Consider the following 19,243-nt stretch of genomic DNA (forward strand, 5'->3'; position numbering starts at 1 on the left):
AGTTCGGTTTTATTTCCCATACTTCAAGAAGAATATTTACGCTTTGGGCCTTGGTGACAGTTGTCACATCAAATGTGATCGGCCCGTGCGCGTTTCAGTCGCGTTTCGGTGTCAGAACCTGTCCTTGCGCTTGCGGATTTCTGCGAAAGCATCCGCGTCGGATGATCCGGCCATCCCGATTGCGGCCTTAACCTCGGGCAAGGCTGCACGCAGGAAGGGGTTTGTGGCCAGTTCTTCGGACAGGGTCGAAGGCACTGTGGGGCGAACATCCTCGCGCGCCAGAGCAACCTGCGATGCACGAGAGATAAGCGCAGGATTGTCGGGTTCAAGGGACAGGGCGAAACGGATGTTCGATGTGGTGTATTCATGGCCGGAACAGACCAGGGTTTCTGAGGGCAGGGCGGCGAGTTTCGACAGGCTGGCCCACATGGTTTGAGGGCTGCCCTCGAACAGGCGCCCACAGCCGGCGGCCATCAGGCTGTCGGCGGTGAACACCAGCGCCGATTGCGGAAAGTGAAACGCGATATGGCCCATGGTATGGCCGGAGACGTCCATGACCCTCCCGGTTTCCTGCCCGATGGTGACGCTGTCGCCTTCGGCCAAAGCGTGGTCCAGAGGGGGCAGGCGGTGCGCATCGGCGTGTGCCCCCCAGACCCGGGCCCCCGTCGCCTCGCGCAGCGCAGGAACGCCCGCGATATGGTCATCATGGTGATGGGTGATCAGGATGTCGGACAGCTGCCAGCCGCGGCTTTCCAGCGCGGCGATGATGGGTGCCGCCTCGGGGACGTCGATCACCCCGGTGGCACCGGTGACCGGATCGTGGATCAGAAAGGCATAGTTGTCTTTCAGGCAAGGGATCGTCACAAGATCAAGGGGCATGGTTGTCCTGTCGGATGACTGCGTCGAGGATGGCCAGCATGGCCCGGAACAAGGATGGTCCGCAATGCATCTTGATGTGCTCGATCTGCGCAACTTTTATTATCGCACCCAGCTTGGGCGCGTGGCGCAGCGGGCCATCCGGGATCAGGTGGTACAATTCTGGCCCCCCGCGGCGGGGCAAACGGTGGCGGGCTTCGGCTTTGCGGTGCCCCTGTTGCGGCCCTATCTGGCAAAATCGCGCCGGGTGATCGGGCTGATGCCGGGGCCACAGGGGGTGATGCCCTGGCCTGCCGGGATGCTGAACGTATCGGTTCTGTGCGAGGAAACCGCCTGGCCGCTGTCCACCGGCCTGGTGGACCGGCTGGTGCTGATGCATGGGCTGGAAACCTCTGAACATCCGACCGCGGTGCTGGAAGAGGCGCACCGGGTGCTGGGGCCGGGGGGGCGGGCGCTGTTCATTGTGCCAAACCGGTCGGGCCTTTGGGCGCGGCGCGATGGGACGCCATTCGGCTTCGGGCGACCCTATAGCGTCAGCCAGCTGGAGGCGCAGCTCAAACGCCATGGCTTTACGCCAGACCGTGCGGTGGCGGCCCTGTTCGCGCCACCGTCGACCGGACGGTTCTGGCTGCGCACCGCCGAGTTCTGGGAGCGGATCGGCAAGCGCGCGCCCTGGCTGGTGGGCGGGGTACTGATGGTGGAGGCGACCAAGCAGGTCTATGCGCCGACGCGGGGTGGCTTGGCAGCGGCGGTACGCCGCCCGCTTCGGGTGCTGGAGGGGGTGGGGCAGCCGGTGCCCACACCCTGCGGCGCCGAGCCCGACCGCGCAGGCCAGTAAACCGACATGTGCCGCGGCGCAGCACGCAGGCAAAGGAGATTCGGGGGCCGTTCCCGACCCGCGGCTGATCGCGTCATCCGGACATCCGAAAGGGCGCGATATCACCCGGCGAACGCCCGGTCCGGGGTGCCAAAGAGTCGCAGCTGTGCAGGTGCAGCGTAAACATATTGGAAACCTGCGCCGATGGATCACAAACTGGCGACCAACACGGTTGCGGGGTGACAAAGGCTCTGCTAGAGACGCGCAAAATCAAGACGCACACGCCTAGTGTGCGCCATTGGCGGCCTCTGACCTGCCTTCGTGCAGGGTGGGCCAAGACAACGGAAGGGATGACGTGTCCGAACCAGCTTCGATCTCCTCCGGCATCGCCGCGCGCTACGCCACCGCTCTGTTTGAGCTGGCAAAGGAAACGGGGGCCATGTCGGCCCTTGAATCTGACGCAGACGCGCTGACTGCCGCACTGTCCAGCAGCGCCGATTTCGGGACGTTGATTTCCTCGCCCGTCATTACCCGTGACGAGCAGGCCCGGTCGATCGCTGCGATTGCGGCCAAGATGGGCCTGTCGGGTCTGACCGCCAATACGCTGCAGCTGATGGCGACCAAGCGCCGGCTGTTCGTCTTGCCGCATGTGCTGACGCGGCTGGCGGCCATGATCGCGGAAGAAAAGGGTGAAGTGACGGCAGAGGTCACTTCGGCCACCGCCCTGTCCGCAGACCAGGCGCAAACTCTTGCCGCGACGCTCAAAGCGCGCGTGGGCAAGGATGTGAAATTGAAAACCGCCGTCGATGAAAGCCTCATCGGCGGTCTTGTCGTCAAGCTCGGCTCCACCATGATCGACACCTCGGTCAAGGCAAAGCTCGCAGCTCTCCAGAATGCAATGAAAGAGGTTGGGTGATGGGAATTCAGGCTGCTGAGATCTCTGCGATCCTGAAAGAGCAGATCAAGAACTTCGGCATGGATGCTGAAGTGGCCGAAGTGGGCCGGGTTCTTTCGGTGGGTGACGGGATCGCCCGTGTGCACGGGCTGGACAATGTCCAGGCTGGCGAAATGGTGGAATTCCCCGGCGGTATCCGCGGGATGGCGCTGAACCTCGAAATCGACAACGTCGGCGTTGTGATCTTCGGGTCCGACCAGGACATCAAGGAAGGCGATACCGTCAAGCGCACCAAGTCCATCGTGGACGTGCCTGCGGGCAACGCCCTGCTGGGCCGCGTTGTGGATGGTCTGGGCAACCCGATTGACGGCAAGGGCCCGATCGCCGCGACCGAACGCCGGATCGCCGATGTGAAAGCCCCCGGCATCATTCCGCGCCAGTCGGTGCATGAGCCGATGGCAACCGGCCTGAAGGCCGTTGACGCCATGATCCCGGTGGGTCGGGGTCAGCGCGAGCTGATCATTGGTGACCGTCAGACCGGCAAGACCGCTGTGGCACTGGACACCATTCTGAACCAGAAGTCCTATAACGAGGCGGCTGGCGACGACGAGTCGAAGAAGCTGTACTGCATCTATGTCGCCATCGGGCAGAAGCGTTCGACCGTGGCGCAGCTGGTGAAGAAGCTGGAAGAAACCGGCGCGATTGACTACACCATCGTGGTGGCAGCAACCGCATCCGACCCGGCCCCGATGCAATTCCTTGCCCCCTATGCGGCTACCGCAATGGCAGAATTCTTCCGCGACAACGGCCGCCATGCTCTGATCATCTATGATGATCTGTCCAAGCAGGCCGTTGCCTACCGTCAGATGTCGCTCTTGCTGCGCCGTCCGCCAGGCCGCGAAGCCTATCCGGGCGACGTGTTCTACCTGCACTCGCGTCTGCTGGAACGCTCGTCGAAGCTGAACGCCGATTTCGGTTCGGGTTCGCTGACGGCGCTGCCGATCATCGAAACGCAAGGTGGCGACGTGTCGGCCTTCATTCCGACAAACGTGATTTCGATCACCGATGGCCAGATCTTCCTGGAAACCGAATTGTTCTATCAGGGCATCCGTCCGGCGGTGAACACCGGTCTGTCGGTGTCGCGCGTTGGCTCGTCCGCGCAGACCAACTCGATGAAAACCGTGGCTGGCCCGGTGAAACTGTCGCTGGCCCAGTACCGCGAAATGGCGGCCTTCGCGCAGTTCGGCTCTGACCTGGACGCCTCGACCCAGCAGCTGCTGGCCCGGGGTGCGCGCCTGACCGAGCTGATGAAGCAGAACCAGTATTCGCCACTGACCAATGCGGAAATCGTCTGCGTGATCTATGCAGGCACCGCAGGCTTCCTTGACAAGGTTGCGGTGAAGGATGTGGGCCGGTTTGAAGCCAGCCTGCTGTCCTTCCTGCGCAACCAGCGCAAGGATATTCTGGACTGGATCACCACCGCAGACCCGAAAATCAAAGGCGCAGATGAGCAAAAGCTGAAAGACGCTATCGCTGAATTCGCCAAAACCTTCGCTTAAGCGTCTGAAAGGACAGGGATATGCCCAGCCTTAAGGACTTAAAGAACAAGATCGCGAGCGTAAAGAACACGCGCAAGATCACCAAGGCCATGCAGATGGTCTCGGCGGCAAAGCTGCGCCGGGCCCAGGATGCTGCCGAAGCGGCACGGCCCTATGCCGAGCGGATGAATGCTGTCATGGCAGGCCTGTCCGCATCGGTGGGCACATCGGAAAGCGCGCCCCGGCTGTTGGCCGGGACGGGCAAGGATCAGGTGCATCTGCTTGTCGTGATGACGGCAGAACGCGGCCTTTGCGGCGGTTTCAACTCGACCATCGCGCGGCTGGCCCGTCTGCGGGCAACGGAGCTGCTGGCACAGGGCAAGACGGTCAAGATCCTGACCGTTGGCAAAAAGGGCCGCGAGCAGCTGCGTCGCGACTTCGAAGCCAACATGGTCGGCCACATCGACCTGACCGAGGTGAAGCGCGTCGGCTATGCCAACGCCCAAAGCATCGCACGCGACGTTCTGGCGCGGTTCGATGCGGGTGAATTCGACGTGGCCACGATCTTCTACAACCGGTTCCAGTCGGTGATCAGCCAGGTGCCGACGGCCCAGCAGATCATTCCGGCCAAGTTCGAGGGGGCCACCACCAGCGCCCTTTACGATTATGAGCCGAGCGAAGAAGCCATTCTGGCCGACCTGTTGCCCCGCGGCGTTGCGACGCAGATCTTTACCGCTCTGCTGGAAAACGGTGCTTCGGAACAGGGGGCACGCATGAGCGCGATGGACAACGCAACGCGCAACGCTGGCGATATGATCAAGAAGTACACGACGATCTACAACCGCTCGCGTCAGGCTGCGATCACCAAAGAGCTTATCGAAATCATTTCGGGCGCTGAAGCGCTCTGAGGAACTGGAGAAACGACATGGCAAAAGCACCGGAAGCAGCTGCCGCGGCGGGCAAGGTGACGCAAGTTATCGGCGCCGTCGTGGACGTGCAGTTCGAAGGCGAACTTCCCGCAATTCTGAACGCGCTGATCACCGACAACAACGGCAAGACCCTGGTTCTTGAAGTGGCACAGCACCTTGGCGAAAGCACGGTTCGCGCCGTCGCCATGGATGCAACCGAAGGTCTGGTGCGCGGTGCGGCAGTGTCTGACACTGGCAAGCCGATTCAGGTTCCGGTTGGTCCGGCCACGCTGGGCCGCATCATGAACGTGATCGGCGAGCCGGTCGACGAACGTGGCCCGGTCAACGCGGCCGAGACCCGGTCGATCCACCAGCCTGCGCCAACCTTTGCGGAACAGGCGACCGAAAGCCAGATCCTGGTGACCGGGATCAAGGTGATCGACCTGCTGGCCCCCTATACCAAGGGTGGCAAGATCGGTCTGTTCGGGGGTGCCGGTGTGGGCAAGACCGTTCTGATCATGGAGCTGATCAACAACATCGCCAAGGTGCACTCGGGTGTGTCCGTGTTCGCCGGCGTGGGTGAGCGGACCCGTGAAGGCAACGACCTGTATCACGAGATGATCGAGTCGGGCGTTATCGATCTGGAAGACCTGACCAAGTCGAAAATCGCACTGGTCTACGGCCAGATGAACGAGCCTCCGGGCGCACGGATGCGGATTGCCCTGTCGGGTCTGACCATGGCCGAACAGTTCCGCGACGAAACCGGCGCTGACGTGCTGTTCTTCGTCGACAACATCTTCCGCTTTACCCAGGCCGGTTCGGAAGTGTCGGCGCTGCTGGGCCGCATCCCGTCTGCCGTGGGCTATCAGCCAACGCTGGCGACCGACATGGGCGCGATGCAGGAACGCATCACCTCGACCAAGAACGGCTCGATCACATCCGTGCAGGCCGTGTATGTGCCGGCCGATGACTTGACCGACCCGGCACCAGCAACCTCGTTCGCCCACCTGGACGCGACGACCGTGCTTGACCGGTCGATCTCGGAAAAAGGCATCTATCCGGCTGTGGACCCGCTGGGCTCCACCTCGCGCCTGCTGGACCCGCTGATCATCGGGGACGAGCATTACACGGTGGCGACCGATGTGCAGAAGGTGCTGCAGCGCTACAAGTCGCTGCAGGACATCATCGCCATCCTTGGCATGGACGAATTGTCGGAAGACGACAAGCTGGCCGTCGCGCGCGCCCGCAAGCTGGAGCGTTTCCTGTCGCAGCCGTTCGACGTGGCAAAGGTGTTCACCGGGTCTGACGGTGTGCAGGTTCCGCTGGAAAAGACCATCGCGTCCTTCAAGGCCGTGGTTGCCGGTGAGTATGACCACCTGCCGGAAGCGGCCTTCTATATGGTCGGCGACATCGAAGACGTGAAAGCCAAAGCCGCCAAACTTGCCGCCGCTGCGGCATAAGGAGGGGATCATGGCATTTCAGTTCGACCTCGTCAGCCCGGAGCGGCGCCTTGCGTCGGCTTCGGCCACCGAGGTGCAGATTCCGGGTGCCGAAGGCGACCTGACGGCGATGGAGGGGCATGCCCCCACCATCACCACCCTGCGCCCCGGTATCCTGAAAGCGGTCGCCGCTGATGGAACCAAGGCTTTTGTGGTGACCGGTGGCTTCGCCGAAATCACCGCGACAGGCGTTTCGGTTCTGGCCGAACGCGCTGTTCCGGTGGAAGAGGCAACGCCCGCCCTGATGGAAAGCCTGCTTGCCGAAGTCCGCGTGGCCGCTGGTGCCTCTGAGGACAAGGACGCCGTTGATAAGGCGGTCGCTGATATGATGGCGGCGCGCAGCGCGATCGGGCAATAGGCGCATCGATCCTCGTTGAATTGTGAACAGGCCCGGGCGTAAGCTGGGGCCTGTTTCGTTTTAGCGCGCCTGTCGTCAAGAGTGCGAAGTGTCAGAAAGGCCATGTGCATGAAGCGGATTCCCTCCGGCAGTCTTGGCATCGCGCAAGGGTCTTGCATGCTTTTCTCGGATTTTGCCGATGGTGGCGTGATGTGGACGGGTGAGGGAGATCGGGAAAGCCGTCACGCGGTTGCATTTGCGCAAGGGTTTCGTCTGCCGCCCGCCGTTCACGTCAGCATTTCAATGTGGGACATTGATCATCAGACCAACTCCCGTGCCGATCTGACCGCCGAAAACATCAGCCCCGCAGGCTTTGATCTGGTGTTCAAAACCTGGGGAAACACGCGGGTGGCGCGGATCAGGGCAGATTGGATGGCGATTGGTCAGGTGCCGGATGAGGATGACTGGGAAGTTGACTGACAGATGGGCCTAGAACCGATAGGCCAGCCGCAGCCCGCCCCAATGTCTGCCCTTGACCCTGATCGGGGCAGAAACATCCTTCATCATCACGAAATTCCCGCCGCCCATGTCGCGCCGGTAGATTTGCATCAGGAAAGGGGCTGTGGATTTGCCCGCCCCCAGCCCGACGCGATCATCAAAGATGCGACGGTTGCGGCAGTTCGCGGCATTCCAGACCGGATCATTGCCCTGTGGTGCCGAAAACTTGCGGTTATGCGTGGGCAGATAGCCATCACGGGTCACGGCGGCGCAAAAGACGACCCTTGGGTCAAGCGCCAGCATCTGCTCTTGCACGGGGGGAAACAGCCGGTCGGTCAGGGTGGTGAAGGGGGCCATAACCTGGGGCGGTGTGCTGCCGGGAATGGGGCGATAGTCGGACGAAAACAGCAGGTGCTGGCTGATCTGGCCGCCATCGATTGCCTGTTCGAGGATCTCGCCCAGTTGGGCGGCAGCCGTCATCACGGCATCGATCAGCGGTCGGTCTTCTGATGCGCCGCCAAGCTCGAACATGTGCTGGACCATGCGCTCGCTGAGCGTGATCAGATCGGACACGCGGTGGCGCGCATCGTTTATCATCTGGGTCTGGTCGATGACCCCTTTGTAAAGGGACAGGAAGGTTGGGCCAAAGCCTTGCATGACGCTGCGCATCTGTTGCGCATCATGGCCCATTGCGGCCAGTTCCGATCCCGCTGCTGTTGCCTGTGTCCCCAGGTGTTGCAAGGCTGATCCGGCCGAGGCCAGGTCACGCAGACCCGTCTCGGTCTGGCCGACGACGCCGTCCGCTTCGGTGCGCAAGGTGCCAATCTCATTGGCCAGAGATCCCACGGTTTCCGAGATCACCCGCGCCGCACTTGTCGTTTGGGCCGACAGCGCATTGACCGCATCCGCCACCACGGCAAAGCCGCGCCCCCGGTCGCCCGCGCGGGCGGCTTCGATTTTGGCGTTCATTGCGAGCATGTTCACTTCGCGCGCGATGTCGAGAATGCGGGAGTTTGACGCCTGCACGGCGCGCATGGCTTCATCAATCCGGGCGAGCTGGCCGCCCACGCCGCTGACCCAGCCCATGATCTGCTGGCTGGCCCCGATCGCATGGTGCAGTTGCGCGGTGGAGGCCGCAAGCACCTCAATCAGGCCGCCCATGACCGTGGACAGGCGTTCGGTGGTGCCGACCATGGAAGCGGATGCCTGCGATACGCTGCGGGCGCTGTCGCGCACCTCTGTCAGCCGGGTGACCTGATGGGCTGCGGCATCATCGACACCATCGAAAAACCCCACCACATCGACAATGTCGTGCCCAAGCTGCATGGAGGCGGCAACCATTTCCTCCATGATCTTGTCAGAACTGCTCCGCGCCGGTGGGCCGGGGGGCGGCTGCAGAGGACGGTCCTTGATAAGCGCGGCAGTTTCCATCGTGTCCTCGCGGCCAGGGGGCAGATGCCACTCTGGCCTGAGGCCGGTTTCGACGAAGTTAACCGCGCTGGTACATTCCCTCATAGATCGGGACAAGGGTTTCGGTTTCGAACAGACTGGACACGCTGGTGCCGTTCCAGATGTTCAGGATCGCCTGCGCAAACATGGGTGCGGTCGGAACGATGCGGATGTTGGAGGCGGCTGTCGCAGCGGCGCTTTGTTCGATCGAATCGGTGATGACCAGTGATTTCATGACCGAATTCCTGATCCGGTCGACTGCGGGGCCCGACAATACGCCGTGGGTGATGTAGCTGTGCACTTCGGTCGCGCCGTTTTCCATCAGGACTTCGGCGGCTTTGCACAGGGTGCCGGCGGTGTCGCAGATGTCATCGACGATGATGCATTTCTTGCCGCTTACATCGCCGATCACGGTCATCTCGGCGATTTCACCGGCCTTTTCGCGACGCTTGTCGACAATGGCCAGCGGGGCACCGATCCGCTTGGCCAGTTCGCGGGCGCGGGCCACGCCGCCCACGTCGGGAGAGACGACCATCAGCTGATCAAGCTGGCCCTTGAAATGGTGCTCGATGTCCAGTGCAAAAACCGGGCTGGCGTAGAGGTTGTCGACCGGAATGTCGAAGAAGCCCTGAATCTGGGCGGCATGCAGATCAAGCGTCAGCACCCGGTCCACACCGGCGCTTTCGATCAGGTTGGCCACCAGCTTGGCGGAAATCGGGGTGCGGGCCTTGGCGCGGCGGTCTTGCCGCGCATAGCCGAAATAGGGGATCACGGCGGTGATCCGGCTGGCCGAAGACCGGCGCAGCGCATCAACCATGATCAGAAGTTCCATCAGGTTGTCATTGGCAGGGTTCGAGGTCGGCTGGATGACGTACATATCCTCGCCGCGCACATTCTCGAACACCTCGACAAAGATTTCCTGATCGTTGAAACGTTCGATCCGGGCGTCGACCAGCCCGACGGACATGCCGCGATGCACCGACATGCGGCGGGCTATGGATTTGGCAAGCGGCATGTTTGCATTGCCGGAAATCAGTTTCGGTTCGGTGATGGCGGGCATGTCTGGTCTCCGGGGCCACGGAATCGGATCGTTGACACCGCTTATCACCCGACTAGGGTCTTGCAAACCGATGCAGGGGAAGACTTCGTCAAATGACACAAATCGATTACTTTTTTGCGACCATGTCGCCGTATTGCTATCTTGCGGGCACCCGTCTGGAAGAGATTGCCGCGCGTCATGGCGCAACGATCACCTACAAGCCCCTCAACCCGATGGCCCTGATGCCGCGGACGGGCGGTCAGGTGCTGGCCGACCGGCATGAAAGCCGCCGGGCTTATCGCCTGCAGGAGCTGCGGCGGCTGCCGTTGAAGTTGGGCATGCCGCTCAACCTGAAGCCCGCGTATTTTCCGACCAATGCCGCGCCGTCATCTTATGCCATCATTGCCGCTGCCGCCACCGGCGCGGAAGTGGGGGCACTGGTGCATGCGTTTTGCCGGGCGGTCTGGGCCGAAGACCGCGACATCGGCGATGATGACGTGGTCAAGGATATCCTGGCTGCCAACGGGTTTGACCCCAAACTGGCCGATAGCGGCTTGCTGGTGGGTGCCGAAACCTATGCCGCCAATCTGGAAGAGGCGGTCGCCCGCGGGGTCTTCGGCGTGCCGTTCTATCTGGTGGGGGAAGAGGCGTTCTGGGGGCAGGACCGGTTGGCCGATCTGGATCTGTATCTGGCCGGCAAGCTCTGACGCCTCAGCCCCGGAACGCGGCGAGCAGGGCATCAACATCCTCTGCCGTCGTGGACCACCCGCAGACAAGGCGGCACAGGCTTTCGTCGCTTTGGCTGTAGACCGCCCCTGCCGCCTTGGCGCGGGCATGGGCGGCTGCGGGCAGGCGGGCGAAGATCATGTTGGCGGGGGTCGGGTGCAGGATCTCTGCCCCGGGGATCTGCGCCAGACCGGTGGCCAGCCGGGCAGACAGTGTGTTGGCATGCTGTGCCATTTCCAGCCACAGGTCATTTTCAAACCATGCGTCGAACTGGGCCGCAACAAAGCGCAGCTTTGAATTCAGATGGCCCGCGCGTTTGCGGCGCAGCTCGGCCTCCCAGGCGTGGGTTGGCTGGAACAGCACCACCGCTTCGGCTGCCAGCAGCCCGTTCTTGGTGCCGCCAAGGCTGAGAACATCAACGCCAGCCCGCCAGGACAGCTCTGCCGGGCTGGCCCCCGTGGTGGCCAGGGCATTGGCAAAGCGCGCGCCATCCAGATGGACGGGCAGGCCATGCGCCTTTGCAATCTTGCACAGTGCCGCGAGTTCGGTCGCGCTGTAGACGGTGCCGGCCTCTGTCACATTGGTCAGGCTGAGCGCGCCGCGTTGCGCCACATGGACCGAGCCCCCGGTCTGCGCAATGGCTTGTTCCAGCATGTCCGGGCTGATCTTGCCATTCGTTCCGTCGATCAGGGTCAGCTTGGCCCCGCCGGAAAAGAACTCGGGCGCGCCGCATTCGTCTTCGGCAATATGGGCGTGGCGATGGCAGAAGGTGGTGCCCCAGGGCGGGGTCAGCAGCGACAGGGCCAGAGCATTGGCGGCTGTGCCTGTGGTCAGCAGCAGCACCTCGGCTTCGGGGGCTTCAAACACCCCGCGAATCCGGTCGCGCAAGGCATGGGTGGCGGCGTCATTGCCGTAAGACAGCGCAGAGCCCGCATTTGCCCGCTCCATCGCGGCAAAGACCGACGGGTGAACGGGCGCGCCGTTGTCTGAGGCAAAGAACATCAGGGCGTTTCCTCGATGGTATAATCTTCCCAATCGTCTTCCGACACCTCGAACTCCGGGATCGTCCAGCCCCGGACCGAGGCCCCCGCGGTGTGGGTGCTCTCAGCGTCGCCAGTGATCAGCGGGTGCCAGTCCGGCAGATTTTTCCCTTCATACAGAAGGCGATAGGCGCAGGTGCGGGGCATCCAATAGGCAATTTTCGGCAGGGTCTTGGGGGAAAGCTGAACGCAATCGGGCACATATTGCTTGCGGGTCGGGTAATGCTTGCAGCGGCAGGTTTCCCCGTCCAGCAGGCGGCAGGCGACGCGGGTGTATTCGACCTCACCCGTGTCTTCATACTCGATCTTGTTCAGACAGCACTTGCCGCAGCCGTCGCACAGCGCCTCCCATTCCTGGGGCGTCAGTTTTGTCAGCGGGATGGTTTCCCAGAACTTCGGACGCATGAAGAGGCCTGATGGCAAAGGGTTACAGGGCAGCAAGGATGGTGCGGGCGCGGTCGCAATCGGCGGCCATCTGGGTGATCAGGGCAGGCAGACCGTCAAATTTCAGCTCGGGGCGCAGGTAATCGACAAAGGCGATCGACAGGTGCGTGCCGTAAAGATCGCCTTTGAAATCAAACAGAAAGGTTTCAAGATTGGGCTGGTTCACCCCGAACATCGGGCGGATGCCAAGGCTGGCAGCGCCATTGTAGCTGCCTTTGTGCGGGCCTTCCAGCACATCGGCCTTGACGGCATAGACCCCGTGCTTGGGCAAGTGCAGCCCTGCCACAGACATGTTGGCGGTGGGATAGCCCAGCTCGCGCCCGCGCTTTTCGCCATGGATCACCTCGCCCTCGATCCGGTGCCAGTGGCCCAGCATCGCCGCAGCATCGCGCGGGCGACCGTCAGACAGGGCGGTGCGGATGGCGGAGGAGGAGATCGGCTGATCGGCGCTGGTGATCAGATCGGCGATGGTGGTCTGGAAACCATGAGCGTTGCCAAGGCGTTGCAGGTCAGCCGCCTTGCCGGCACGGCCCCGGCCAAAGCAGAAATCCGCGCCGACGACCACATGGCGGATGCCAAGGCCGTTCGCCAGCACGTCGCGCGCGAACGCTTCGGGGGTAAGCGCGGCCAGGGTTTGATCAAAGGGCAGTTCGTACAGATGCTGCACGCCCAGCTTGGCCAGCCGGTTCAGCCGGGCCTCGGCATTCATCAGGCGGAAGGGGGGGGCGTCGGGGGCGAAGTGTTCGCGCGGGTGCGGCTCAAACGTGACGATGCCAAGGGGCGCAGAGCCACGGGCAAGGTTGATCACCGCCTGATGCCCCAGATGTACGCCATCGAAATTGCCCATGGCACAAGATGCGCCACGGGCGGATGGGGGAAGCCCCTGCCAGGAATGGTGGATCTGCATTCTACCCCGGTCTGGGGCAGCTGCCCCGTCAGTCGAACTTGCGGCTTGGTGCCAGTACCAGCGCCTCGCCCTTCAGCACCAGTGTTTTACCCACAGAGCACTGGGTTTCAAGGGTCACCCGGCGTTTTGCATGGTCGATTGCCGTGACCGTGACCACGGCATTGACCACATCGCCGGGGCGGACCGGGGCCAGAAAGCGCAGCGACTGGCCCAGATACACCGTGCCATGACCGGGAAGCTGTTCGCCGATGACGGCAGAGATCAGCCCGGCGGTCAGCATGCCATGGGCGATGCGACCCGCAAATATGGTGTCTTGTGCATAGGATTCGTCAAGATGTACCGGGTTGCGGTCGGTTGACACCTCGGCAAACAGCTCGATGTCACGGTCGGTGACCTGTTTTGACAGGCCGCGGGTCATGCCGATTTCAAGGTCTTCGATGCAGATGGTGCCGCGGGGCATATTGTCCAACATCTTGCGATTCCCGTGCTTGTGCTGGTGCAAGCTTAGCAAATGCCGCAGTGCAGCGCAATTCGGTTGCGCAAGTTATTTGCGATTTTGTGACAATAGACGCAATTTTGTTACCCTGTCACTTGCCCCTTAGCGCAGATAGCCGATGGCATAGGTGGCCGAAAGCTGGTGCCCGTCCAGCCATTTCAGCAGCAAGTCATTGTCTGGATTGTGAAAATCTGGACCAAACTCTTGCGCGGCGATGCCGCCGGTGATGAACAGCGTGTCCAGCCCTTCGCCGATGCCACCCTGCACATCGGTATGGACCCCGTCGCCAACACAGAGGATGCGGGCGTCATCCATCCCCAGACGGCGGCGGGCCAGATCGTAGATCGGCGGGTGGGGTTTGCCGTAATACAGCGCTTCGCCGCCCATGTCTTCGTAAGCCTTGGCCAAGGCCCCGGCGCAGTAGAGCCGCTTGTCGCCCATATCGACGATGATATCAGGGTTGGCGCAGAGCATTTTCAGACCTTTTGTCTTTGCCATCAACAGCTTGGCCCGGTAATCCTCGGGCGTTTCGGTCAGGTCGTCGGCGAGGCCGGTGCAGATCACGCCGGTGGCTTGATCAAGGGGGACGCGGGTGATGGTGATGTTGGCTGCCATGTCGGCCAGATCATCTTCGAAATCGGTAAAGAAGGGTTCATCCTTGGGCGCGCCGATGTGGTGGACTTTGGTGCCCGCAGCGCCCGAGAGCATGGCCGCCTGGGTGGCATCGCCGGACGAGGCGATGTCATCCCAGGTGTCGCGGGGCAGGCCCATGGCATCCAACTGTCTGACAATGCTGGATTTCGGGCGGGGGGCGTTGGTGACAAGGATGACCTTGCCCCCCTTCGCGCGGAAGGTTTGCAAGGCTGCCACCGCCGCTGGAAACGGGGCCACGCCGTTGTGCAGGCAGCCCCAGAGGTCGCAGAACAGGGCGTCGTAGCGGCCCGACAGATCGTTGAGCGAGCGGATGATTTGGGTCATTCGGCGGGCCTTTCCGGCGGAATTTCAGGTCTGGTCTGCGTCTGGTTTACGTATGGCTTGCGTATGGCAAACGTCGGGCCCTGTGTGCGCAACGTTTGCCTGCCGTTTTTCAGAGTTTCAGCGCCGGGATGATCTGCTTTTTGCGGCTCATCACGCCGGGCAGAACCACGGTGTCGCCATGGACGGTGCAGCCGAAGGAGGCTTCGGCCATCTGGCGGACCAGATCATTGGGCACGAGGAGTGTTGCCTCTTCGCGCAGGATGTCGACCACGAACAGCAGCACCTGATCGGCGCCGTCTTCTTTGGCCACGGCGTCCATCGAGGCCATCAGGCTGGCCTTGCGGTCGAGCACGATTTTGGGCGCGGTGGTTTCCAGCACCGAGACGCGCAGCTCTTTGCCCGCAACGGTGTATTCTTTCGAATCCATCCGCAGCAGCTGGGCATCGGTGAAGGCGGAGACATCGGATTTCGCCTCGAACATGGCGGTGGCAAGCTCGGGAATCGACACGACCAGATCGGCGGCCAGCGCCTCGGCCACGGCGCGGTCATGGGCGGTGGTGGTGGGCGAGCGGAATTCCAGCGTGTCGGACAGGATGCAGGACAGCATGGCGCCCTTGATCTCGCGCGGGGCGGAGGCCGCCGCGTCGCCCATCAGATCGTGCATGATCGTGGCGGTGCAGGCCAGCGGGCGGATGGTGATGTCGATGGGGCCTTTGGTCTTGAGCCCGCCGACCAGCATGTGGTGGTCGATGATGGCGGTGATCTGCGCGTCATTGATCGAGGGGGGCAGTTCGGCGGGGTTGTTGGTGTCGACGATCACCACTTTGTCCGAGGCCGTGACATCCGCGATGATCTCGGGCTTGGGCAGGTTCCAATGCGTCAGCATGAAGGCGGCTTCGGTATTGGGTTCGCCCAGCAGCACGGCTTTGGCCGGAGTGTTGAGGACGTTGGACAGATACCAGGCCCAGATGATGGGCGAGCCGGTGGAATCGGTGTCGGGGGATTTGTGGCCGAAGACGAGGGTGGTCATGGAGGGCACCTATGGGCAGGGGGTTTGACGCGGCTTATAGGCGTGCGGCCGGGCTTTGTCACCCGCCGGGACAGGCTGCCTTTGACAAAACCGGGGCGGGGTCTGCAGGGCTTGCCATGCAGCGGACACATGGCGGGGTTGCGGGATTGCTGCGTTGCGGCATGGCCGGGCGCGCCTATATTGCAGGCATAGAAACACAAGGAAAAAAAGCCATGATGTCCGCCAAAGTCCTGAAGTCCGGTTCCATGCCGCTGCAGGGGCTGTTTGCGTCGATTGCCTCTGGGTTCAAGGTGTTCTTCGCCGCTGCTTTGGTTGCGAATGCGTTTGAGAACCGTCGCAAGCCGGCCGCCGAAGACCTGCGCGTGCTGGGGATTGACCCGGCCCGGTTCGACGTTCGCGTCTGAGGCCGGTTTCGGCCTGGCCGCGTCAGGCCGGGTGATCCACGTTTCGATGCAATGGGTAGGGCGGGGTTTACCCCGCCTTGTGTGCCGCCGGAATGGCGGGGTGAACCCCCGCCCTACGCTTATTCGAGGGGCGTGACGGTCCAGCCCTGTTGGTCCAGCAGGTACGGGATGCCATGGTCGCCCGGCAGGTGCAGCGCGCCGAAGGCCGCCACGACGGGGCCCTTGGCCGCAGCGGCCTCGATCACCGGAATCCAGGCCCGGTTGCGGGTCACCAGCAGCGCCTGTTCCATCTTTTCCAGATCTTGCTCGACCTGTTCGGGGGTATAGCCCGGCATCTGCAACGAGATGTCGCGCATCAGCTCCCAGATCAGCTGCGAGTCGCCCGCGAAATAACTGTCGGCGAGGGTGGTGATGTAATCTTCGGCCTGATCTTCGATGGCGAGCGAGGCGCGCAGCATCGCGATCTGGTCGGCGCGTGAAAAGCTGTCGAACAGGGTAAACACCGTGTCATAGGGCTCCAGCGCCTGCACCGGAATGTCCCGGTCTTGAGCGGCGTCGATGATCCTGTGGTCGAGGCCTTGGCTGGCCTGGGCCTGGACCTCGGCCATCATGCAGGGGGGCACGGCCAGAAGGACGCTGATGTACCAGGGCTGAAACTTGGCGGCCATGAAGCCGGGCATGCCGCGGGCGGTCATGGCGGTGGAGAGGGTCTGCCATTCGGCGGGTTCCATCAGTTCGGGCAGGGTGGTGTCGGGCATGATGAAGAGGTTGGGGTCCTGCGCCACCGCGGCCATCAGGGCGGCCTCTTCCTCGGGTCCGGCCTCGACCAGAAGGGTGGTGGCGCTGTCAAGGTGCGGGGTGACGGCGGCAAGCATCTGGTCATGGCGCGGGTCGCCCAGGTGATAGGTGCCGACGAGGGTGATCTGCTGGTCGCCCTTGGTGGCGCGGAACAGATTGCCCTGATGGAAGGGTTGTTCAGCAGCGGCCTGTTCCAGACGGCTGCGGTCTTCGGCGGCCATTTGCGCAAACAGATTGGTGCCGTTGCAGGCGGCATGGGCGGCCGAGGCCAAGGGGGCGGCCAGAAGGCACAACGAGGTCAGCAGGATACGCATGATCTTTCCTTCGGATATGCCCGGAGGGTGGCAGGCAGGGGCGGGGATGCCAAGTAAAAATCCGGGCATCTGCGGGGGGTGGCGTGGTTGACAGCGCGGGCGGTTCCTCCTAGATAAGCGTCGTTAGCACTCGCCTTGGGTGAGTGCTAAAAGACTTAACCTGGAACCTAAAGGGAGTGTTACCAGATGGCTTTCAAACCGCTGCATGACCGCGTGCTCGTCCGTCGCATCCAAGGCGAAGACAAGACCAAGGGCGGCCTGATCATCCCGGACACCGCCAAGGAAAAACCAGCCGAGGGCGAAATCGTCTCGGTCGGTGAAGGCGCGCGCAAGGATTCGGGCGAGCTGATCGCACCTGCCGTCAAGGCCGGCGACCGCATCCTGTTCGGCAAATGGTCGGGCACCGAAGTGACGCTGAACGGCGAAGAACTGCTGATCATGAAAGAAAGCGACATCCTCGGCATCATCGCCTGAGCTTGACGTTTTCGTAACCCAGATTTGAAGGAGCTTCCCAATGGCTGCTAAAGACGTACGTTTTGATACCGATGCCCGCGACCGCATGCTGCGCGGCGTGAACATCCTTGCTGACGCTGTGAAAGTCACGCTGGGCCCGAAAGGCCGCAACGTGGTGATCGACAAATCCTTCGGCTCGCCCCGCATCACCAAGGACGGTGTGACGGTTGCCAAGGAAATCGAACTGGCAGACAAGTTCGAGAACATGGGCGCACAGATGGTGAAGGAAGTCGCTTCCCGCACCAATGACGAAGCAGGCGACGGCACCACCACCGCGACCGTGCTGGCGCAGGCCATCATCAAGGACGGCCTGAAAGCTGTTGCTGCTGGCATGAACCCGATGGATCTGAAGCGCGGCATCGACCTGGCCGTGGTCAAGGTTGTGGCGGCGATCAAGGCAGCTTCGCGTCCCGTCAAGGACAGCGCAGAAGTGGCCCAGGTCGGGACCATCTCGGCCAACGGCGAAGCGGAAATCGGCCGCCAGATCGCGGATGCGATGCAGAAAGTCGGCAACGAGGGTGTGATCACCGTCGAAGAGAACAAGGGTCTGGAAACGGAAACCACCGTTGTCGAAGGCATGCAGTTCGACCGTGGCTACCTGTCGCCCTATTTTGTCACCAATGCTGACAAGATGATCGCCGATCTGGAAGACGCCTACATCCTGCTGCACGAGAAGAAACTGTCGTCGCTGCAGCCGATGGTGCCGCTGCTGGAGGCCGTGATCCAGTCGCAGCGCCCGCTGATCATCATTGCGGAAGATGTGGAAGGCGAGGCTCTGGCCACGCTGGTCGTGAACAAGCTGCGCGGTGGTCTGAAAATCGCTGCTGTCAAGGCTCCGGGCTTTGGCGATCGTCGCAAGGCGATGCTGCAGGACATCGCCATCCTGACCGGTGGTCAGGTGATCAGCGATGATCTGGGCATGAAGCTGGAGAATGTCGGCATCGACATGCTGGGCCGTGCCAAGAAGGTCACGATCAACAAGGACAACACCACCATCGTTGATGGCGCTGGCGACAAGGCCGAGATCGAAGCCCGCGTGGCCCAGATCCGCGCCCAGATCGAAGAAACCACGTCCGATTACGACCGTGAGAAGCTGCAAGAGCGCGTGGCCAAACTGGCTGGCGGTGTTGCCGTGATCAAGGTTGGCGGCATGACCGAAGTGGAAGTGAAGGAGCGTAAGGACCGCGTTGATGACGCGCTGAACGCAACCCGCGCTGCCGTGCAGGAAGGCATCGTCGTCGGCGGTGGTGTGGCTCTGGTTCAGGCTGGCAAGGTGCTTGAAGGCCTGACCGGTGCGAACTCTGACCAGAACGCGGGGATCGCCATCGTGCGCCGCGCCCTGGAAGCGCCGCTGCGCCAGATTGCTGAAAACGCTGGCGTCGATGGCGCTGTCGTGGCCGGCAAGGTGCGCGAGTCCAATGACGTGACCTTTGGCTTCAACGCTCAGACCGAAGAATATGGCGACATGTTCGCCTTTGGTGTGATCGACCCGGCCAAGGTGACGCGGACCGCTCTGGAAGATGCAGCCTCGGTTGCGTCGCTGCTGATCACCACCGAAGCCATGATCGCTGACAAGCCGGTCAAGGAATCGGCTGGCGGCGCCGGCGGCGGCATGGGCGGCATGGGCGGCATGGACGGCATGATGTAAGCTGCGGCTTGCACATCTGAACAGTCGTTTCCGCAAGGAAATTGGGGGCGGTCCGCAAGGGCCGCCCCTTTTCCTTTGTCCGGCCTTGA

General features: G+C 62.4%; 21 protein-coding genes. 11 read left to right on the plus strand and 10 right to left on the minus strand.

Annotation, left to right across the window (positions count from 1 at the left end; all coding sequences use genetic code 11):
* Positions 1–111 precede the first annotated feature (111 nt).
* On the minus strand, positions 112–879 hold the full coding sequence (gene gloB, locus CXR43_RS12740; protein ID WP_103334442.1) for a hydroxyacylglutathione hydrolase: 768 nt from the start codon (positions 877–879) through the stop codon (positions 112–114).
* A 64-nt stretch (positions 880–943) separates the two neighbouring features.
* Here gloB and CXR43_RS12745 point away from each other — a divergent pair, with 64 nt between their 5' ends.
* From CXR43_RS12745 to CXR43_RS12775, 7 genes are all read left to right on the plus strand, one after another.
* Positions 944–1,714, plus strand: a complete 771-nt coding sequence (locus CXR43_RS12745) for a class I SAM-dependent methyltransferase (RefSeq protein WP_103334697.1) — start codon at positions 944–946, stop codon at positions 1,712–1,714.
* Positions 1,715–2,048: 334 nt separating this feature from the next.
* Entirely contained in the window at positions 2,049–2,609 is a 561-nt protein-coding gene (locus tag CXR43_RS12750; protein WP_103334443.1) for a F0F1 ATP synthase subunit delta, read from the plus strand.
* The gene (gene atpA / locus CXR43_RS12755) at positions 2,609–4,147 is read left to right on the plus strand and encodes a F0F1 ATP synthase subunit alpha (RefSeq protein WP_103334444.1); all 1,539 of its coding nucleotides are present in this window, start codon (positions 2,609–2,611) and stop codon (positions 4,145–4,147) included. Before CXR43_RS12750 ends, atpA begins: the two co-directional genes overlap by 1 nt.
* 20 nt (positions 4,148–4,167) lie before the next feature.
* Entirely contained in the window at positions 4,168–5,034 is an 867-nt protein-coding gene (locus CXR43_RS12760) for a F0F1 ATP synthase subunit gamma (protein WP_103334445.1), read from the plus strand.
* A gap of 17 nt (positions 5,035–5,051) precedes the next feature.
* Positions 5,052–6,494, plus strand: a complete 1,443-nt coding sequence (atpD, locus tag CXR43_RS12765; protein WP_103334446.1) for a F0F1 ATP synthase subunit beta — start codon at positions 5,052–5,054, stop codon at positions 6,492–6,494.
* Positions 6,495–6,504: 10 nt separating this feature from the next.
* On the plus strand, positions 6,505–6,891 hold the full coding sequence (locus CXR43_RS12770) for a F0F1 ATP synthase subunit epsilon (protein ID WP_103334447.1): 387 nt from the start codon (positions 6,505–6,507) through the stop codon (positions 6,889–6,891).
* 108 nt (positions 6,892–6,999) lie between these two features.
* Positions 7,000–7,350 (plus strand): H-type lectin domain-containing protein, encoded by a 351-nt coding sequence (locus CXR43_RS12775; RefSeq protein WP_103334698.1) that lies wholly within the window; start codon positions 7,000–7,002, stop codon positions 7,348–7,350.
* Between the two features lie 9 nt (positions 7,351–7,359).
* Here CXR43_RS12775 and CXR43_RS12780 read toward each other — a convergent pair whose 3' ends face one another.
* Both CXR43_RS12780 and CXR43_RS12785 read right to left on the minus strand, forming a co-directional pair.
* Positions 7,360–8,718, minus strand: coding sequence for a methyl-accepting chemotaxis protein (locus tag CXR43_RS12780; RefSeq protein WP_210402092.1), 1,359 nt, complete (start codon positions 8,716–8,718; stop codon positions 7,360–7,362).
* A 139-nt stretch (positions 8,719–8,857) separates the two neighbouring features.
* Positions 8,858–9,877, minus strand: coding sequence for a ribose-phosphate pyrophosphokinase (locus CXR43_RS12785; RefSeq protein ID WP_103334449.1), 1,020 nt, complete (start codon positions 9,875–9,877; stop codon positions 8,858–8,860).
* Between the two features lie 92 nt (positions 9,878–9,969).
* Between CXR43_RS12785 and CXR43_RS12790 the strand changes: the two genes are divergently transcribed.
* Positions 9,970–10,563 carry a 2-hydroxychromene-2-carboxylate isomerase gene (locus CXR43_RS12790; RefSeq protein WP_103334450.1) on the plus strand — a complete coding sequence of 198 codons (594 nt, stop codon included), beginning with the start codon at positions 9,970–9,972 and terminating at the stop codon, positions 10,561–10,563.
* A 4-nt stretch (positions 10,564–10,567) separates the two neighbouring features.
* On the opposite strand, the gene CXR43_RS12795 is transcribed toward CXR43_RS12790, so the two are convergent.
* The 6 genes from CXR43_RS12795 to CXR43_RS12820 all read right to left on the minus strand — a co-directional run bounded on the left by CXR43_RS12795 (position 10,568) and on the right by CXR43_RS12820 (position 15,477).
* Positions 10,568–11,584, minus strand: a complete 1,017-nt coding sequence (locus tag CXR43_RS12795) for a threonine aldolase family protein (protein ID WP_103334451.1) — start codon at positions 11,582–11,584, stop codon at positions 10,568–10,570.
* Positions 11,584–12,027: a YcgN family cysteine cluster protein gene (locus CXR43_RS12800; protein WP_103334452.1), complete on the minus strand. Its 444-nt coding sequence runs from the start codon at positions 12,025–12,027 to the stop codon at positions 11,584–11,586. Before CXR43_RS12800 ends, CXR43_RS12795 begins: the two co-directional genes overlap by 1 nt.
* A 22-nt stretch (positions 12,028–12,049) precedes the next feature.
* The gene (locus CXR43_RS12805; RefSeq protein ID WP_103334453.1) at positions 12,050–12,973 is read right to left on the minus strand and encodes a bifunctional riboflavin kinase/FAD synthetase; all 924 of its coding nucleotides are present in this window, start codon (positions 12,971–12,973) and stop codon (positions 12,050–12,052) included.
* A gap of 28 nt (positions 12,974–13,001) precedes the next feature.
* Entirely contained in the window at positions 13,002–13,445 is a 444-nt protein-coding gene (locus tag CXR43_RS12810; protein WP_103334454.1) for a MaoC family dehydratase, read from the minus strand.
* 126 nt (positions 13,446–13,571) lie between these two features.
* Positions 13,572–14,447, minus strand: coding sequence for a TIGR01459 family HAD-type hydrolase (locus tag CXR43_RS12815; RefSeq protein WP_103334455.1), 876 nt, complete (start codon positions 14,445–14,447; stop codon positions 13,572–13,574).
* A gap of 109 nt (positions 14,448–14,556) precedes the next feature.
* Positions 14,557–15,477, minus strand: coding sequence for a manganese-dependent inorganic pyrophosphatase (locus CXR43_RS12820; RefSeq protein WP_103334456.1), 921 nt, complete (start codon positions 15,475–15,477; stop codon positions 14,557–14,559).
* A 161-nt stretch (positions 15,478–15,638) separates the two neighbouring features.
* Here CXR43_RS12820 and CXR43_RS17760 point away from each other — a divergent pair, with 161 nt between their 5' ends.
* The gene (locus CXR43_RS17760) at positions 15,639–15,881 is read left to right on the plus strand and encodes a hypothetical protein (RefSeq protein ID WP_146036522.1); all 243 of its coding nucleotides are present in this window, start codon (positions 15,639–15,641) and stop codon (positions 15,879–15,881) included.
* A 119-nt stretch (positions 15,882–16,000) separates the two neighbouring features.
* Here the strand turns inward: CXR43_RS17760 and CXR43_RS12830 are convergent, their stop codons facing one another.
* A complete protein-coding gene (locus CXR43_RS12830; protein WP_103334458.1) occupies positions 16,001–16,993 on the minus strand; it encodes a TraB/GumN family protein in 993 nt (330 codons plus the stop codon).
* Between the two features lie 186 nt (positions 16,994–17,179).
* Between CXR43_RS12830 and CXR43_RS12835 the strand changes: the two genes are divergently transcribed.
* A complete protein-coding gene (locus CXR43_RS12835) occupies positions 17,180–17,467 on the plus strand; it encodes a co-chaperone GroES (protein ID WP_103334459.1) in 288 nt (95 codons plus the stop codon).
* 40 nt (positions 17,468–17,507) lie between these two features.
* On the plus strand, positions 17,508–19,154 hold the full coding sequence (gene groL, locus CXR43_RS12840) for a chaperonin GroEL (RefSeq protein WP_103334460.1): 1,647 nt from the start codon (positions 17,508–17,510) through the stop codon (positions 19,152–19,154).
* Positions 19,155–19,243: the final 89 nt, after the last annotated feature.

The organism is Pseudotabrizicola formosa (genome assembly GCF_002900965.1).
GTDB lineage: Bacteria > Pseudomonadota > Alphaproteobacteria > Rhodobacterales > Rhodobacteraceae > Pseudotabrizicola > Pseudotabrizicola formosa.

Excerpts from the sequence above, each read along its gene's own strand:
- CXR43_RS12795 (WP_103334451.1), bottom strand. The coding sequence starts at position 11,584 with ATGTTCTTTGCCTCAGACAACGGCGCGCCCGTTCACCCGTCGGTCTTT.
- CXR43_RS12745 (WP_103334697.1), top strand. The coding sequence starts at position 944 with ATGCATCTTGATGTGCTCGATCTGCGCAACTTTTATTATCGCACCCAG.
- CXR43_RS12780 (WP_210402092.1), bottom strand. The coding sequence starts at position 8,718 with ATGGAGGAAATGGTTGCCGCCTCCATGCAGCTTGGGCACGACATTGTC.
- gloB (WP_103334442.1), bottom strand. The coding sequence starts at position 879 with ATGCCCCTTGATCTTGTGACGATCCCTTGCCTGAAAGACAACTATGCC.
- CXR43_RS12785 (WP_103334449.1), bottom strand. The coding sequence starts at position 9,877 with ATGCCCGCCATCACCGAACCGAAACTGATTTCCGGCAATGCAAACATG.
- groL (WP_103334460.1), top strand. The coding sequence starts at position 17,508 with ATGGCTGCTAAAGACGTACGTTTTGATACCGATGCCCGCGACCGCATG.
- CXR43_RS12830 (WP_103334458.1), bottom strand. The coding sequence starts at position 16,993 with ATGCGTATCCTGCTGACCTCGTTGTGCCTTCTGGCCGCCCCCTTGGCC.
- CXR43_RS12815 (WP_103334455.1), bottom strand. The coding sequence starts at position 14,447 with ATGACCCAAATCATCCGCTCGCTCAACGATCTGTCGGGCCGCTACGAC.
- CXR43_RS12800 (WP_103334452.1), bottom strand. The coding sequence starts at position 12,027 with ATGCGTCCGAAGTTCTGGGAAACCATCCCGCTGACAAAACTGACGCCC.
- atpD (WP_103334446.1), top strand. The coding sequence starts at position 5,052 with ATGGCAAAAGCACCGGAAGCAGCTGCCGCGGCGGGCAAGGTGACGCAA.
- atpA (WP_103334444.1), top strand. The coding sequence starts at position 2,609 with ATGGGAATTCAGGCTGCTGAGATCTCTGCGATCCTGAAAGAGCAGATC.
- CXR43_RS12835 (WP_103334459.1), top strand. The coding sequence starts at position 17,180 with ATGGCTTTCAAACCGCTGCATGACCGCGTGCTCGTCCGTCGCATCCAA.
- CXR43_RS12770 (WP_103334447.1), top strand. The coding sequence starts at position 6,505 with ATGGCATTTCAGTTCGACCTCGTCAGCCCGGAGCGGCGCCTTGCGTCG.
- CXR43_RS12820 (WP_103334456.1), bottom strand. The coding sequence starts at position 15,477 with ATGACCACCCTCGTCTTCGGCCACAAATCCCCCGACACCGATTCCACC.
- CXR43_RS12760 (WP_103334445.1), top strand. The coding sequence starts at position 4,168 with ATGCCCAGCCTTAAGGACTTAAAGAACAAGATCGCGAGCGTAAAGAAC.
- CXR43_RS12810 (WP_103334454.1), bottom strand. The coding sequence starts at position 13,445 with ATGTTGGACAATATGCCCCGCGGCACCATCTGCATCGAAGACCTTGAA.
- CXR43_RS12775 (WP_103334698.1), top strand. The coding sequence starts at position 7,000 with ATGAAGCGGATTCCCTCCGGCAGTCTTGGCATCGCGCAAGGGTCTTGC.
- CXR43_RS12805 (WP_103334453.1), bottom strand. The coding sequence starts at position 12,973 with ATGCAGATCCACCATTCCTGGCAGGGGCTTCCCCCATCCGCCCGTGGC.
- CXR43_RS12790 (WP_103334450.1), top strand. The coding sequence starts at position 9,970 with ATGACACAAATCGATTACTTTTTTGCGACCATGTCGCCGTATTGCTAT.
- CXR43_RS17760 (WP_146036522.1), top strand. The coding sequence starts at position 15,639 with ATGGCCGGGCGCGCCTATATTGCAGGCATAGAAACACAAGGAAAAAAA.